The sequence below is a fragment of the Agrobacterium sp. B1(2019) genome (genome assembly GCF_008274755.1).
In the GTDB taxonomy this organism is placed as follows: Bacteria; Pseudomonadota; Alphaproteobacteria; order Rhizobiales; family Rhizobiaceae; genus Agrobacterium; species Agrobacterium salinitolerans.
The window spans coordinates 1,367,102-1,381,661 of record NZ_VTPB01000001.1 but is presented as its reverse complement, the minus strand read 5'-3'; the positions used below and the strand labels follow the sequence as shown (position 1 = coordinate 1,381,661).

Here is a 14,560-nt window from a genome sequence, read left to right as displayed (position 1 = left end):
TGAACCCCGTTTATGGGGACGCGTCCTAGTCAGGCTGCACAGGCACGCGGAGAGGTATCCATCTCCGCGTGCCTCCGCGTCAGTTGAACCGGCCCGCCGCATGGGCAAGCATCGTATAGACCTTGCCGGTGTCGGAGGTGAGGTAGGACTGCGTGACTGTACGGTCGCGGTCGGTGCGGGCCACGTCGGCGAGCAGCTTCTCGAAATCGGTGATGTAGCGGTCCACGGCGGTGCGGAATTCCGCTTCCCGCTCATATTTGCGCTTGATTTCGTCGAAGGTCGTCTGACCCTTCAGCGTGTAGAGGCGACGGGTGAAGACGTCACGCTCGCCGCGCTGGTAGCGACGCCACAGCTCCACGGAGGCGTCGTGATCGATGGCGCGGGCAATGTCGACCGAGAGCGAGTTCAGCGATTCCACCATGTGGCGCGGATTGCGGGTGTCGGCCGCACGGGTGGGCTGCTGTTCCGCGCCGGCGCGAGGTGCGGACGCCGCTGGCGTCTCCTGTGATGCGCCGCGCAGCAGATCGCTGATCCAGCCACCACCTTCTTCCCGGCGTCCGGCCGGGTTGGTCGCGACCGGCTGAGCAGGGGCAGGTGCCTGGCGGTTTTCAAGCGGCAGGGTGCCACGCAGAGCCGGTGCGGGGGCAGGCTGCTGTGGCTGTGCCGGGCGCTGCTGTTGCACAGGAGCGGCTGCTGCAGGCTGCGGACGCGCCTCGACGCGGCGTTCTGCGGCTGGCTGAGTCGCAGCAATCGCACGGGCGACCGGCTCGGACACTTCCATCTGGTGGGTCGAACGACCGACAAGCTGCGAAATATCCTGAAGGGCCTTGATCTGTTCGGAAACGGCGCGGCGCATGGCGGCAGCGCTTTCCTTGGCCTCTTCCGGCAGGTCGAAGGCGCCGCGCTTCAGTTCGGCGCGAGTCGAATCCAGCTCGCGACGAATATCGTGGCTCGAGCGGCGGATTTCGTCCGTTGCGCCGGCAAAGCGGCTGACGGCTTCTTCCACGGCCTGACGCAGCGTTTCCTTGAGGTTGGCTGCGGCGGCATTGGATTTTTCCGAAGCGCTGTCCAGAATATTGTCGACTTCAGAAAGCGAGGCTTCGACACCGCCGCGCAGGCGGTTGACCAGTTCGTCGGAATATTTCTGCGCGTCGGAGAGCGTGTTTTCAATCGAGCGGCTGGCATCCTGACCGGCCGACAGCAGGGCGCCCCGCATGGTCTGTGCCGCCGAACGGGCGCGCTGTTCCGTCTCATCAAGCGAGCGGCCGATATCGGAGAAGGACGCCTGTAGATTGTCACGCAGATTGCCGGCGACGTTCTGCGAACGCTCCTCGGCTTCGTTGAGGGTGGTTTCCACCACGCCGACGACGTTGCGCATGGCGCTTTCAATTTCCTCGGAGCGCTTGACGAGGCCGACAGACAGGCTGCGCAGCGCGTCCTGACGTTCCTCCAGCGTGCCGACGAGGCTCGACTGTGCGGCATTGAGCAGTTCCGACGCCTGGCTCAGCACCTTCGAATGCTCCTCGAGGCGGCCGACGATGCCGGCGACCTGCGCCAGTGTCTGGCCGGAAATATTCGACAGGCGGTCGATCTTTCCTTCGAGCAGACGGCTGGAGCTGGAGACCATGTCGGCGGCCTGCGAGGCGGATTCGGAGAAGCGGGTCGCCGAGGCGTTCAACGCTTCATCTGCCGCGCCGAAGCCCTGTGCGGCACGCTCAACGGCGGAGTTGAAGTTGCTTGCCGACTGTTCGACGATCTCGGCCATGCTGTTATGGGTCTGCGACAGCATATCCGTGCTCTGGCGGGTGGCGGCAACCAGCTTGTTGGCCGCATCGCTGCCGGCCCGGGCATATTTGTCGATGCCCTGTTCGACGGCGTCCGCCATGGCCGTATGGGTTTCCGACAGCATGTCGGTGCTCTGGCGGGTGGCGGCGACGAGTTTGCTGGCCGCATCCGTTCCGGCATTGGCGTAATCGCTGATCGCCTGTTCCACCATGCCGACCATGCCGCTGTTGCTCTGCGACAGAAGATCTGCGCTTTGCTGGGCTGCGGAAACGATCTTCTCGGCGGCTTCGCGGCCGATGGTGGCATATTCGTCGACGACAGGCTTGGCTTTCTCCTCGATAAGGCGCGACAGTTCGGCGGAGCGGCTGGCCAGCATCGAATTGAGCTCGCGCGTGCGGTTGTCCAGCGCCGAGCGGATGGATTCGCCGCGCGCGTCGAGGGCGGATTCGACGCCCGTCAGCGTTTCGGAAATGACGCCGACCTGAGAGCGGACCACGGCTTCAGCCTCGGCAACTTTGTTGACGATGATGTTGCCGGCTTCGGAGAAGGTCTGTGCAACAGCGGCAGCCTGGCCGGAAAGGCGCGTCTGCGCATCGGAAATGCGATTGACGATTTCTCCCGACTTTTCTTCGATTGCTTTGGTGAAGGCTTCGTTCTGCGCCTGCACCTGTTCTGCAAATTCCGAGCCGGATTTCGAGAGCAGGGCAGAAGAGCGGGCGGCTTCGTCGCCGATGCTCTGGGTGGCCGAGGTGACCGCGCCGCGCAGGCTCATTGCAAGATCAGTCGCCTTGCCTTCGATGGTGCGGTTGACGTTTTCGAGACCGATGGTCAGCGCCCTGTCCATGGTGCCGAGACGCTCGTCGATGCGGGCCGTGCCGGTATCGAAGGTTTCGGCCAGGCGGCTGGTGCGGCTTTCGAACGTATCGGCAACGCGGGTCGTCTGCTCGTCCAGAATGCCGGTGATGCGCTCGGCGGCCTCGTCGCTGGTACGGGCGAACACAGCCGTCTTGTCTTCCAGCGCTTCGGCAAAGCGGCGGCCGGCATCCTCGATTGAGGTGTTCACATTGGCCAGATCGCCACCGACGCGTGCCTGTAACGTATCGAGCGAGGTCTCGATGCGTGCGCCGGTCTCGTCGAGACGGGTGTTGACATTGCCGATTGAGGTTTCGATGCGGTTGGAGAGGGCGTCGGTGGCCCCCCCGATTTCGCGGGCTGCTTCGCCGATCTTGAGGGCGATATCGCCGGCGCTGTTGCGAAGACGTTCTTCCAGCGTCGCAGCACTGCCGTCAATCGTCTTCTGCAGCGCTTCCTGCTGGGTTTCGAGCGACAGTTCCAGCATGCTGGCGCTGGAGGCGACAGTGGTGCCGATCATCATCGCCTGCTCGGAAAGCATGTCGCCCATCTGGGCCGTGGCGGAGTTGAGCGTCGCGGCAAGGTCCGCCTGACGCTGGTCGAGCGCCGTGCGAATATTCTCATGCGATTGCGAGAAGTTGGTTTCGAGGCGGGATACGCCTTCTTCCACCGTCTGGGCAAAGCGGCTGCTGCCGTCTTCGACGACGCTTTCGATGCGGTTGGCCGCGCCCGAGACGCTCTGTTCGATCAGGCCGCTATTGCGCTCCAGCGAACCGGCAATGCGCTCGGCCTGCGAGCCGAGCATGGTTTCCAGCCGATCGTGGCCGCTGGCCAGCGCGTTTTCAAGCGTGAATGCGGTGGCTTCCAGACGCTGGCCGACGCCGGCCGCCGCAAGCGAGAGCGACGACGCTCTCGCATCCATGGCTTCGGCGATCCGCTCTTCGACACCGGAAATCGTCATGTCGAGCGCCATGGTACGGCTGTCGAGCGCATCGGCGATGCGCTCTTCAGCACCGGAAACAATTCCGGAAAGTGCAGCAGTACGCGTGTCCAGAGCGCCGGCGATTCGGTCCTCAACACCGGCAACGGCGTTATTGAGAGCGGCTGTGCGGCCATCGAGAATATCGGCGATCTTTTCTTCGACACCGGAGAAGCTCATATCGAGCGCCATGGTGCGGCTGTCGAGCACATCTGTGATCCGCTCTTCCGCGCCGGAAACGACGGTTCTCAGCGAATCCGTGCGGCTGTCGAGCGCGCCGGCAATGCGGGTCTCGGCGCTTGCCACCAACTCGCCAAGGGCCGCGGTGCGCGTGTCGAGCGCTTCGGTGATTTTTTCTTCCGCGCCGGAGAATGTCATGTCAAGAGCCATGGTACGGCTGTCGAGCGCATCGGCGATGCGTTCCTCGGCACCCGAAACAACGGCGTTGAGAGCGGCGGTGCGGCCATCCAGCGTTTCCGCGATACGGGTTTCCGCACCCGCCACCACGTCTCCGAACGTGGCCGTGCGGCTGTCGAGCGCGCCGGCAATTTTTTCCTCAGCGCTCGCGACAATGCCGGTGAGGGCGGACGTGCGGTTGTCGAGCGTTTCCGAAAGCCGTTCCTCGACATTGGCGAAGGTCATGTCGAGAGACAGCGTGCGGCTGTCCATGGTGTCGGCGATGCGCTCCTCGACGCCGGAAATGGTACTGGAAAGGGCGGCAGTGCGGCCGTCGAGCGTCTCGGCGATACGGCTCTCCGCACCGGAGACGACGTCATGCAGCGCGGCTGTGCGGCTTTCCAGCGTGTCGGAAATGCGGTCTTCTATGCCGGAAACCGCGCCGGTGATGGCTGCTGCCCGGGTTTCGAGCGTTTCGGCAAGACGGCGTTCCACATCGGCAACAACGCTGTTGATCGCAGCGGCGCGTTCGTCGAGCATCGCGGCGAGACGTTCGGCCGTGCCGGAGACCGAGCCGGTAATCGCCATCGAACGACTGGCGAGCGCTTCGTCAAAACGGTCCTGGCTGGCCGAAAGCGCGCCGAACAGGGCGTTGCTGCGTTCCGCCAGCACGGCGTCGATCTTCTCGTGCGAATTGGCAAAAGCGTCGGTGATTTCGGCGGTGCGCTGGCCGATGGCGTCGCTGAAGGCCTGCGTCCGGCTTTCAAGCGCGCTTTCGAGCATTTCCTGACCTGTGCCCAGAGCGGTTGCCAGCGCCAGCGACTGATCGGTCATCGTGGTGCCGATGCGCTCCAGACCGCTGCTCAGCATGGTGTCGAGCGCTTCGGAGCCGCCGGCAACGGTTTCGTTGATGCGGGCGAGGCTTTCCATCAGCTTGCTGTCGAGGCTGCCGGCACGCTGGTCGAAGGCGCTGGCGAACTGCGCCACATGCTCGTCGAAGGCCGAGTTGACCTGGCCGACGGTCGCCTGCATGCGCTCTTCATAGAGGCCGGAACGAAGATCGAGATCCATGATCGCATCGTCAGCCGTGCTCTGCAGGCTCTGACGGAAGGAGAGTCCCTTTTCTTCAAGGGTCGTGGACAGCTTGTCGAGAACCGTATCGAGCGAACCGCCGATGATCTGCTGGCCGCGTTCGATATTGCGGTTGAGTTCCAGCGTGCGCGTCGACAGCGTGTCGTTGAGCTGACGGGTGCGCTCTTCAAGCGCGCTGTTGAGGCTTTCCACGCCACTATCCAGCGTCGATGCATGGATCGCGAAACGCTCCAGCAGGACTTCACCGCGCTCGTCCAGCGTCGAGGTGAGGTTATGAAGACGCATGTCGAATTCGTTGGAAATCGTTGAGCCGGAGGAATTCAGCGCCTGAAGCAGGTTTTCGGTCTTGGCGGCGATCAGGCTGCCCATCGCTTCGGTCGAGGCGCGCGATTTTTCCAAAAGCGCGGCCGAGCGGGTGTCGATCATCGAGGCGAAAGCCTCTCCGGTCGTGGCGATCCGCATGGAAAGCTCTTCACCGACGATGGAAAGCTCTTCTTTGATCTGTTCCTGCGCGCCGACGATGGAGGAGCGGATGCGCTCTGCATGGTTGACGATGGCGTCACGCTCGGCGGTCAGTTCCTGCACGAGGCTGCGCACGCGCAGTTCATTGTCGGCATAGCTGCGCTCGAGCGCGTTGACTTCGGAATGAACGAGAGTTTCGAGCTCGGTCGCACGGGCGATTGTGCGCTCGATGCCGTCGTTCATGGCCGAAACTTCGCGGCGAACCGCCTGGCCGACGGACATGATGCGGTCGGAGGCGACCGTTTCCGGTTCGGCAAGACGAAGGGCGACTTCCGCCATGGAGCGGGCGGCATTTCGCAGATCGCGGGCGCGCGCCATCATGATCGCGAAGGCGAAGAACAGCATGACGGGAACGAGGATGCCGACGACGATCGCCATCAAGCCGGGGATCGCGGTGAGATCGGCGACCGATCCGATGTTCCAAAGCGCATTGCCGTAGAGAAGATGGGCGATGCCAAGGCCGCCGAGCGCCCAGATGACCGACATGATCGTGGCGTTGCGAAGCGCGCCGCCGATGGAGCCACCTTCCAGCGATTTCAGGATCATCGCCGGGCTGCGCTTGGAGCCGTCATTGGCCGCTTCGAGATTGGGCGATCTGGGCGTCTGTTCGGCAGGCGCACGCGGGGCCTCGGGAGCAGGGGTCGGTCTGCTAGCTTCCTTCACTCTGGCCTCCGGCTGCTTCGGCGCTGCAGTTTTCCGCGTCTCCGGCTTTTCTTCGAAAGCGCCAAGCTGCAAGGCATCTTCCAACGCCTGAAATGCAGTCTCGTCGACAGAGTCGCTGATCTTGTTATTCGCCATGCGGTTACGCCTCGTTACACATACGCCCGGCTTCATGCCGTTGACCCACTTGCGATCAGCAAGCGGACTGCCGCCATCATGCCAACGAAACTTTCCCTCAAAAGAGAACAGTCTCGCCATTTACCAAATCCCGAATTGCTGGTGGCCCAGCTTTCGGGCGAAATTACATCACTGTGCCGCAATAACAAAGCTTGAGCTTAAGCCCTGAGAGAACGGTAGTACCGTAGTGACACATTTAGGTGTTCGAAACAATTAATGCGGATTTGCGGCGGCGGCGAAGTGTCGGCTTTTTAACAGTTTTTAAACCTGAGTTTCACGCTGAACGCCTTGTTTCGCATAAGTTTAACATAAATTAACCATAGCAGAAGATTTTCGCCCGCGTCACGCCGTAATTTAAGCTGATAGCAGCCGCCACGATGCGTGAATACGACACAGATGTGACACGAAACAGGAAACGGCGAGACAGGATTTCAGCCATGGCAGCGGTCAGTATTGCTTTCGAAGCTCCAGACAATTGCGGCGGCGCGTCCGCCGCCGGTAAAAAACCGATCGATTTCGATCATCTTGCCCGGCAGACTATGGGCGACAAGGATCTGGAGATCGAGGTGCTGCAACTTTTCAGCCGCAACGCCCGCGCCGCCCTGCATGACATGGCGGACGCCGACGACAAGGCCGTCATGGCGACAGCGCACCGTCTTAAAGGGGCGGCCCAGGCCGTCGGGGCTTCCGCCGTTTCCGCGGCCGCGGCCGTGGTGGAGGACAAGGGCAATGACAGCGCGGCGATTGCAAAACTTGCGGCGGCCATTGTCGAAGCTGAAAATTTCATCCTCAAGCTCTGCCGCTGAGGCGTAACATATCAAATTTGTTGTTTTGCAACGCCGGTTGCGTCTGCGCGCCCTTGAAGCGGGTTGCCAAGGCGGACCGGCCTTTCTATGTGTTTAGAACAGTTCTCAGATCACATTTTGGATTTCCGGCATGACAAAACTGACCATCGTTGCCTTTGACGGCACGCCCCATGAACTCGACGTGAGCAACGGCTCCACCGTCATGGAGAATGCGGTGCGCAACTCCATTCCCGGCATCGATGCGGAATGCGGCGGCGCCTGCGCCTGTGCGACCTGTCATGTCTATGTCGACGACGCCTGGGCCGAGCGCGTCGGCGGACCGGAGCCGATGGAAGAGGACATGCTGGACTTTGCTTTCGACGTGCGCCCTACCTCGCGGCTTTCCTGTCAGATCAAGATGAACGACGAGCTTGATGGTCTCGTCGTTCATGTTCCCGAACGTCAGGGCTGAAATCTTTCGTCATTGCTAAACGCAGAAAAAGCCCCGCTCACCTGATAGCGGGGAGCGGGGCGAGGCGGGTACGCAGCATGCAGGCGAGGGAGGAAACACCTGCGAGCCCTCAAGTGCGCACCGGGAGAACCGGGGACGGCTGGAGCCTCAAGCCGCTTGGCCGAATGATCCGATACCGTATGAAGAACGTACAATGAGTCTTGGCGACGGCACCATGACGAGAATTCACGGGTGATATCGGACATGACGTAACGTCATGTCCGTGCTCGATGTTAGCGAATGGCATGGGGTGTGAGACCGCTCAGCGGCGGTTCTGACCCTGTTCGAGCCGGTTCTTCAAAAGCCGGGTCATGCGGGCATCGAAATTTTTCGATTCCACCACATCGAAGCGCAACTGATCGCGGTCGTGTGCGTCCATCACCGTCTGGGTGATCTTACCGACCATTTTCTGCAGCGTCTCGCAGCTTTTCTGCGGCCGAAGTCCTGTCAGCTGCCTTTCAAGCGAACGGGCATGGGTGCGGGCGATTTCCGCGTGGCGTTCCTCATGGCGCTTGATATCGGCAAGCAGCGTATCCCATATGAAGGCCAGTTCCGCCGTGGTGCGGCGGCGGTTTTTCCATTTCGGCAGGAGGATGCGAGTGTTCAACACTACTTTGGCGGTTCCAACGCTGCAAAGGCCGTTTTTTTCCACATAAGTGAGCTCGCCGCCGAATTTGATTTCGGTAGCACCCGGATGACGCGCGCCGGTATTGCGCGTCAGCGGGCCATGTCTGGAAAGCTGCTGGTCGAGGTCGGCGGCGGTTTTTCCGCTGATCGAAAAATAGGAATAGGTCTTGCGGACGATTGTTTCGGAAGAAGCCGATCCGGGTAGGGAAAGCGCCAGTGCAGCCGCTAAAGCCGCGCAAAGAGCACGTGATGATTTAGTCATGACCCGGCCTTCCGGTTGAACTCGAAAAAGGTTTGCTGCATAGGCGGAGCGGAACTTATAACAATTGGCATAACACTCCGTTATTCCCGAAAGGCGCGTGTTACGTGATAACAGTCGGCAGCAACGCGTGGCAAGCGGCCCATGGTCGCTCCCTGAAACTTGATGGGCGTGGCCGTATTATGGCCATCGTCAATGCCACACCCGATTCCTTTTCAGATGGCGGCCGTTATCTCGCCGTCGATGCGGCTTTTTCCCACGCGCTGACCTGTGTGGAGGAGGGGGCTGACATCATCGATATCGGCGGCGAGTCGACGCGGCCTGGCGCTGCTGCGGTCACGGAGGCAGAGGAGCAGGACCGGGTGCTGCCGGTCATCGAGAAATTGCGCCGCGAGACCGATGTGCTGATTTCCGTCGATACCTATCGTGCGTCGACGGCAAGGCTGGCGATCAGCGCGGGCGCACATATCGTCAATGACGTCTTCGGTCTGCAGAAGGACCCGGAGATGGCGGGCGTGGTTGATGCCACCCGCGCCGGCGTCTGCATCATGCATACCGGCCGCGACAGGCAGAAGCTTGCCGATGTGATCGCAGACCAGTTTGAATTCCTCAATCGCTCGCTCGAGATCGCCGAGGATGCAGGTATTGCCCGCGACGCCGTGGTGCTCGATCCCGGTTTTGGTTTCGCCAAGGACGAGCGGGAAAATGTCGAGCTGATGGCCCGTTTCGCGGAACTTGCCGCTTTTGGCCTGCCGGTTCTTGCCGGCACGTCGCGCAAGCGTTTCATCGGGTCGCTGACGGGCAGGGATGCGGCGGAAGAACGCGATATCGGAACGGCTGCGACCACCGCGATCCTGAGGCTTGCGGGTGCTTCGATTTTTCGCGTGCATAATGTCGCCGCGACCCGCGATGCATTGGCTATTGCCGATGCGGTTCTTGCCAAATCGTCGGCAAAGGCCGATGCGTAGATTAATGAGTGCCGGAATGCCGTGTCCGAAGATGCGCGGTTTTCAGGTGAACAATCCTGCCATGGAGGCGATGCGATGAGCCGCTATACCATCATCCTGAAAAATTGTTCCTTTTTCGCCCGTCATGGCCTTCTCGAGCAGGAGGAGGTGCTGGGCCAGCGCTTTTTCGTCGATGCCGAGATGGAGGTCGAAGCAGGTGATGCGCTGGAAACCGATGATATCGAAAATACCGTCGATTATGGGGTGGCCTTCGCCGTCATCGAAAAAATCGTCGTCGGCCAGCGCCGTTATCTCATCGAGGCGCTGGCGAACGATATCGCCAAGGCGCTGCGCGTCCGTTATCCACAGATCGTCTGGCTCAAGATCACGGTGCGTAAACCCTCGGCGCCGGTTCCCGGAATTCTGGACTATGCGCAGGTGAGCGTTGAGCATCGTGCCTGAAAAGATGACAGTCGCCGCACTGGGCCTCGGCGGTAATATCGGTGATCCAGCCGCTGCCATGGCGCGCGCGCTGCGCGAACTTGACGCACATGATGGCTGCTGGGTGCAAGCTGTTTCCGGCCTCTACCGCACGCCGCCCTGGGGAAAGACCGATCAGGCCGATTTCTTCAATTGCTGCGCTCTCGTTGAAACCGCGCTCACTGCGCCCGCTCTGCTGCAACTCTGTCTCGATATCGAAAGGGGCATGAAGCGGGTGCGCACGGAGCGCTGGGGGCCGCGCACGATCGATATCGATGTGCTCACCTATGGCAATGAGGCTATCGTTACGGAAAGCATCGAGGTGCCGCATCCGCGCATGGCGGAGCGTGCTTTCGTGCTGATGCCGCTTGCCGATATCGCGCCCGACCTTGAGGTAAAAGGCAAGCCCGTGCGGGAATGGCTTCAGCAGGCGGACAAGACCGGCATTGTCAGCGCAAACGAAAAACGGGAGTGGTGGACACTCCCGCTTGGCGATGGCTGAGAAGAGTATGGCTTTTACGGCTTGATCGAACCGACGGCGAGCTGGTCTATATCGCGCGCCAGCGTCACACCGATGACCGGAATCATCTGATCGGCGACCTTGACGGAAATTGTGATATTCATCGAATTGTCTTTGGAGACGCGTGCGACCATCGCGCCATTCAGCTTGGCGCGATTGATGCCGACGACGACCTTGTCGCCGCTGACCTGACCGGAAGTGATGTCCAGTCCCTTGCCTTCGGCGCCGTCGAGGAACTTGCCCTCGTAAGAATTGCCCTTCTGGCTGATGACGGCCGACATGGGCTGGCTGAAGACGCCGACGCGGCAGGTGCCACCGAGCTTGATGCCGGTCTGCTTGTCGTCGAGCGGTTCGCCCGTCAGATCGCAGGTGAACTTCGTCCCCTTGTATTTGCCGGCGACGATTTCGCCCGGGCCTTTCCAGACACCGGCTACGGAGCGGAAGAACACGTCGTCGCGATCGCGCGATGCTGCATGGACGTCAGACAGGCCGAAACCGCCGCTGACGGACAAAATGGCGGCAAGCCCGCCCACAAGCGAAAAGAAGCGCGAATACATGATACTTTCCCCGGCGAAGATGCCTGTTCGATAGGCTGTAATCTACCGGCGGAATGGTTAATGCTTGGTTTATTTTGCTCTCATTTGCGGCTTTGTCCGTAACCTTTTGAACCGCTCAAGCCCCCGCAATCAGGCTTTTTCAACGGTTTTTCCACCGTTCAAATCGGGTGTAAGGTCGGACATGAAATCGCCGATGCCCGGCCGCTTCACCGCCCTGAAAGGCAGCGGACGGCAAAGGTCCATGGCGGCAATGCCGATTCGCGCCGTCATCAGGCCATTGATGACGCCTTCGCCGAGGCGGGCGGAGAGTTTCGAGGCAAGGCCATGGCCGAGAACCTGCTGGGCAAGCCCGTCGCCAACGGCGATCGAGCCGGTGACGGCAAGATGGGCGACGACATCGCGCAGGAGCTTCAGCATGCCGAGCGTGCCGGGACGACCGCCATAAAGCTCCGCCATGGCGCGCACCAGCCGCGTCACCTCGAAAAGCACAAAAGCGAGATCGACCACCGCGCGCGGGCTGACGGCAGTAACGACGGACACGCGCTTGGAGGAATTGAGAATGAGGGCACGGGCCTGCCTATCGAGTGGCACCAGCAACTCGCGCTCGGCAAGCTCGATCAGATGCGGGCCGTCGATCACGTCGTTTTCCGTTTCCTTCAGCGCCGCACGCCCCTTGGCCGTTTCTGCTCGGTGCGAAAGGACCGCGTTCAGACGGGTGACGATGGCGCGTGCGGGTTTCGGGCTCTTGTCGAGTCTCGCCGTCTCGGCATCGGCCTTCAAGGATTGCACGGCGTTGAGCCGCATGATGCCGAAGACCTCGCGGCCGACAAGGGCGAGAACGGCGAAAAGTGCCACAATAAGAGCGATAGTGGCTGTGTAACCTAGCCAGTCGGAACGGGAGAACAGGTTGCGGATGAGCTGATCCGCCCAGAGCCCGAAGGCGAGCGAGAACAGGACGCCAAGCGCGCCGAGCGCAAGCTTACCGAAGGAGAATCGGCTTTTCTTCGGAGACGCCACCGGCAGCGTGGCGGCATCAATCTCCTCAGACGCCAGAAACGGATCGTCCTCGTCGGGCGTCAGCGAAATTTCGGTGTCGAAACTGCGCGGCGCGCGTTTCTGCGCGGCGGACGGTCGCGCCGCGTCTTCTGTCTCGAGCGTGAAAGCCGCCGGGCGGCGTGTCTGCGGATCGTTTTGTGTGGGAGCCTTCATGCGAGCTTGTCTCCGAACAGGAACTGCATGGCGCGGTCGAGCCTGATATGGGGAACGGAAAGCCGGATGCCGCCGCTGCCCGGCTCGTCAATATTGGGCGGGCGAAAACGCACGACATTGACGTCAGGCAGTGTCGCCTTGTCGCCATCCTGGTCGATGCTGCGGAACAGCGGTTCCGGATCGTCGGGCAGGTCACCCGGAAAGATCGCCGTCTTGCGATTGCCGTCGAACGTCTCGCCATTGATGGTTTCACCCGCCATCGGCGTGCCGACGATGACGGGAAGCTCGTGGCCGTCCTGCCGCACGCTTGCCTCACGGGTGGCGCGCACGGAGGCAAGCGCCATGACCTCAATGCCGGCGCCGTTCATGCCGATGGTGGTGATGGCGCGGTCCACCAGACGTCGGGTCAGGCGCTCCAACCGGTCATGGCTTTCGTGATGCAGGTGATCGGCCTTTGTGGCGGCGATCAGCACCTTGTCGATGCGCCGGCCAATCAGCGACGACAGCAGACTGTTGGTGCCGGGGCGGAAACAGGCAAGCACATCGCCCAGCGCCCGCTCCAGATCCTGCACGGCTTCAGGGCCGCGATTGACGGCCTGCAACGTGTCGATCAGAACGATCTGCCGGTCGAGGCGGGCGAAATGCTCGCGGAAGAAGGGTTTGACCACAATCGACTTATAGGCGTCGTAACGCCGTTCCATCATGGCGCGCAACGAACCTTTTGGCGCTTTCTCTTCGGTCAGGCCCGGAAGCGGTGCGAAGGTCAGCGCCGGCGATCCTTCCAGGTCGCCGGGCATCAGGAAACGGCCGGGCGGCAAGGTGGAAAGCGACCTCTCGTCGGATTTGCCGGCCTTCAGATAGGCCGCGAAACTTTCCGCCAGCCGTCGCGCCGTCATCTCATCCGCTGGCGCATTGATGTCGAGCGAGGAGGCGATCGCCAGCCATTCCTGCGCCAGTTCGGCGCGGATGCCGCTTTGGGCAAGGGCGACGGTCGCGTCGCTAAACTGTTTGTAGTCCTGCGAAAGCAGTGGCAGATCGAGCAGCCATTCGCCGGGATAATCGACGATATCGATGGAGAGCTTGCCGGCCGAGAACCACCGGCCCCAGCCGCTGGCGCTCTGATAATCAAGCGTTATCCTCAGTTCCGAAATCGCCCTTGTCGAATCCGGCCACAGCCTGTCACGCACCAGCGCCTGAATATGATCCTCATATTGAAAACGCGGAATGGCGTCGTCCGGCTGCGGCTCCAGCCGCACATTCGAGACGCGTCCGGACCGCATCGCCTCGAACAGCGGCAGCCGGCCGCCATTCAGGAGATTGTGGACGAGGGAAGAGATGAAAACCGTCTTGCCCGCCCGCGAAAGGCCGGTGACGCCAAGCCGCAATGTCGGATGGGTGAGGTTGCTCGCACGGTCGGCCAGATTATCGAAAGCGATAAGCGCGCTGTCTGTCAGGGACGTAAGAGAAGGCGGCAATGGCAGTTTCCTGGCTGTTTTTCACGGTCACGGCTGCATATAGGAAGGTGCGGCTGCCCAAAAAAGAAGCGCTCCAGCGGATTTTCGGCGGGGTTGCTCTCCCGGTGCTTTTGGTGTGCGCGGCGGTTACTATTTGCCTGGTGCCAGGAAATCGATCAGTCGCCAGCGATTTTTCCCACCTGCCGCGCTGTCGTCCTGATCCAGAACCGCAAGACCCGATGTCGGAAAACCCGAGGGCAGGGCGGCATGCAGCAGATCCTCGCCGATCATGGCCTCCAGCGTTGCTTCCATGGTGGGGTTGTGCCCCACCAGCATCACCGACTGCACCTCCGTTTGCGCGGCGATGAGCGACAGATAGGTCTCGCTGCGGGCATTATACATCTCATCGACGTACGAGATGTTTATGCCTTCGTTGAAGGCACGCTGCCACGCCTGCGTAGTCTGCCGGCAGCGCGCGGCGGTGGATGATAGAAGCAGATCGGGACGGTAGCGCCGGTCGGCGGCAAGGTCGGCAATGACCTCCGCCTCGGCAAAACCCGCTTCGTTCAATCCCCGGTCGAAATCCCGTTCTCCCGGCGCCGCCCAGGCGGCCTTGGCGTGGCGCAGAAGATAAACTCGGCTCGGGGAAGATGCTGTCAAGGGCGGGGACCGGCGTTCGAATGTCAGGACACAACTTGAATGCTACAGGATAGGGTTGCAGGACCGCAAGTCCTCTTTCCTGTTGGTA

General features: G+C 61.5%; 11 protein-coding genes. 5 read left to right on the top strand and 6 right to left on the bottom strand.

Annotated elements, in window-relative coordinates; translation table 11 throughout:
* Window positions 1-79: 79 nt before the first annotated feature.
* Complete coding sequence (locus AGR1_RS06850) at window positions 80-6,424, bottom strand: hypothetical protein (RefSeq protein WP_149147292.1); 6,345 nt, start codon at window positions 6,422-6,424, stop codon at window positions 80-82.
* A gap of 476 nt (window positions 6,425-6,900) precedes the next feature.
* Between AGR1_RS06850 and AGR1_RS06845 the strand changes: the two genes are divergently transcribed.
* A complete protein-coding gene (locus AGR1_RS06845; RefSeq protein ID WP_080790834.1) occupies window positions 6,901-7,269 on the top strand; it encodes an Hpt domain-containing protein in 369 nt (122 codons plus the stop codon).
* Between the two features lie 130 nt (window positions 7,270-7,399).
* On the top strand, window positions 7,400-7,720 hold the full coding sequence (locus AGR1_RS06840) for a 2Fe-2S iron-sulfur cluster-binding protein (protein WP_003502527.1): 321 nt from the start codon (window positions 7,400-7,402) through the stop codon (window positions 7,718-7,720).
* 301 nt (window positions 7,721-8,021) lie between these two features.
* On the opposite strand, the gene AGR1_RS06835 is transcribed toward AGR1_RS06840, so the two are convergent.
* The gene (locus AGR1_RS06835) at window positions 8,022-8,648 is read right to left on the bottom strand and encodes a DUF922 domain-containing Zn-dependent protease (protein WP_149146541.1); all 627 of its coding nucleotides are present in this window, start codon (window positions 8,646-8,648) and stop codon (window positions 8,022-8,024) included.
* Window positions 8,649-8,827: 179 nt separating this feature from the next.
* Between AGR1_RS06835 and folP the strand changes: the two genes are divergently transcribed.
* The 3 genes from folP (at window position 8,828) to folK (ending at window position 10,574) form a co-directional block, all read left to right on the top strand.
* Window positions 8,828-9,613, top strand: coding sequence for a dihydropteroate synthase (folP, locus tag AGR1_RS06830; RefSeq protein ID WP_149146540.1), 786 nt, complete (start codon window positions 8,828-8,830; stop codon window positions 9,611-9,613).
* Between the two features lie 75 nt (window positions 9,614-9,688).
* Complete coding sequence (gene folB, locus AGR1_RS06825; protein WP_080790831.1) at window positions 9,689-10,054, top strand: dihydroneopterin aldolase; 366 nt, start codon at window positions 9,689-9,691, stop codon at window positions 10,052-10,054.
* Between the two features lie 4 nt (window positions 10,055-10,058).
* Complete coding sequence (gene folK, locus AGR1_RS06820) at window positions 10,059-10,574, top strand: 2-amino-4-hydroxy-6-hydroxymethyldihydropteridine diphosphokinase (RefSeq protein ID WP_187772171.1); 516 nt, start codon at window positions 10,059-10,061, stop codon at window positions 10,572-10,574.
* 14 nt (window positions 10,575-10,588) lie between these two features.
* Here the strand turns inward: folK and AGR1_RS06815 are convergent, their stop codons facing one another.
* The 4 genes from AGR1_RS06815 to AGR1_RS06800 form a co-directional block, all read right to left on the bottom strand.
* Window positions 10,589-11,149 (bottom strand): hypothetical protein, encoded by a 561-nt coding sequence (locus AGR1_RS06815; protein ID WP_149146539.1) that lies wholly within the window; start codon window positions 11,147-11,149, stop codon window positions 10,589-10,591.
* A 129-nt stretch (window positions 11,150-11,278) separates the two neighbouring features.
* Window positions 11,279-12,358 (bottom strand): YcjF family protein, encoded by a 1,080-nt coding sequence (locus AGR1_RS06810; protein ID WP_149146538.1) that lies wholly within the window; start codon window positions 12,356-12,358, stop codon window positions 11,279-11,281.
* Entirely contained in the window at window positions 12,355-13,833 is a 1,479-nt protein-coding gene (locus AGR1_RS06805) for a YcjX family protein (RefSeq protein ID WP_149146537.1), read from the bottom strand. The genes AGR1_RS06810 and AGR1_RS06805 overlap by 4 nt, the downstream gene beginning before the upstream one ends.
* A gap of 129 nt (window positions 13,834-13,962) precedes the next feature.
* Window positions 13,963-14,439 (bottom strand): histidine phosphatase family protein, encoded by a 477-nt coding sequence (locus tag AGR1_RS06800; protein ID WP_236760873.1) that lies wholly within the window; start codon window positions 14,437-14,439, stop codon window positions 13,963-13,965.
* Window positions 14,440-14,560 lie beyond the last annotated feature (121 nt).

Bases quoted from the DNA above. Each gene is read 5' to 3' on its own strand.
- AGR1_RS06850 (WP_149147292.1), bottom strand. From the start codon at position 6,424: ATGGCGAATAACAAGATCAGCGACTCTGTCGACGAGACTGCATTTCAG.
- AGR1_RS06845 (WP_080790834.1), top strand. From the start codon at position 6,901: ATGGCAGCGGTCAGTATTGCTTTCGAAGCTCCAGACAATTGCGGCGGC.
- AGR1_RS06840 (WP_003502527.1), top strand. From the start codon at position 7,400: ATGACAAAACTGACCATCGTTGCCTTTGACGGCACGCCCCATGAACTC.
- AGR1_RS06835 (WP_149146541.1), bottom strand. From the start codon at position 8,648: ATGACTAAATCATCACGTGCTCTTTGCGCGGCTTTAGCGGCTGCACTG.
- folP (WP_149146540.1), top strand. From the start codon at position 8,828: ATGGCCATCGTCAATGCCACACCCGATTCCTTTTCAGATGGCGGCCGT.
- folB (WP_080790831.1), top strand. From the start codon at position 9,689: ATGAGCCGCTATACCATCATCCTGAAAAATTGTTCCTTTTTCGCCCGT.
- folK (WP_187772171.1), top strand. From the start codon at position 10,059: ATGACAGTCGCCGCACTGGGCCTCGGCGGTAATATCGGTGATCCAGCC.
- AGR1_RS06815 (WP_149146539.1), bottom strand. From the start codon at position 11,149: ATGTATTCGCGCTTCTTTTCGCTTGTGGGCGGGCTTGCCGCCATTTTG.
- AGR1_RS06810 (WP_149146538.1), bottom strand. From the start codon at position 12,358: ATGAAGGCTCCCACACAAAACGATCCGCAGACACGCCGCCCGGCGGCT.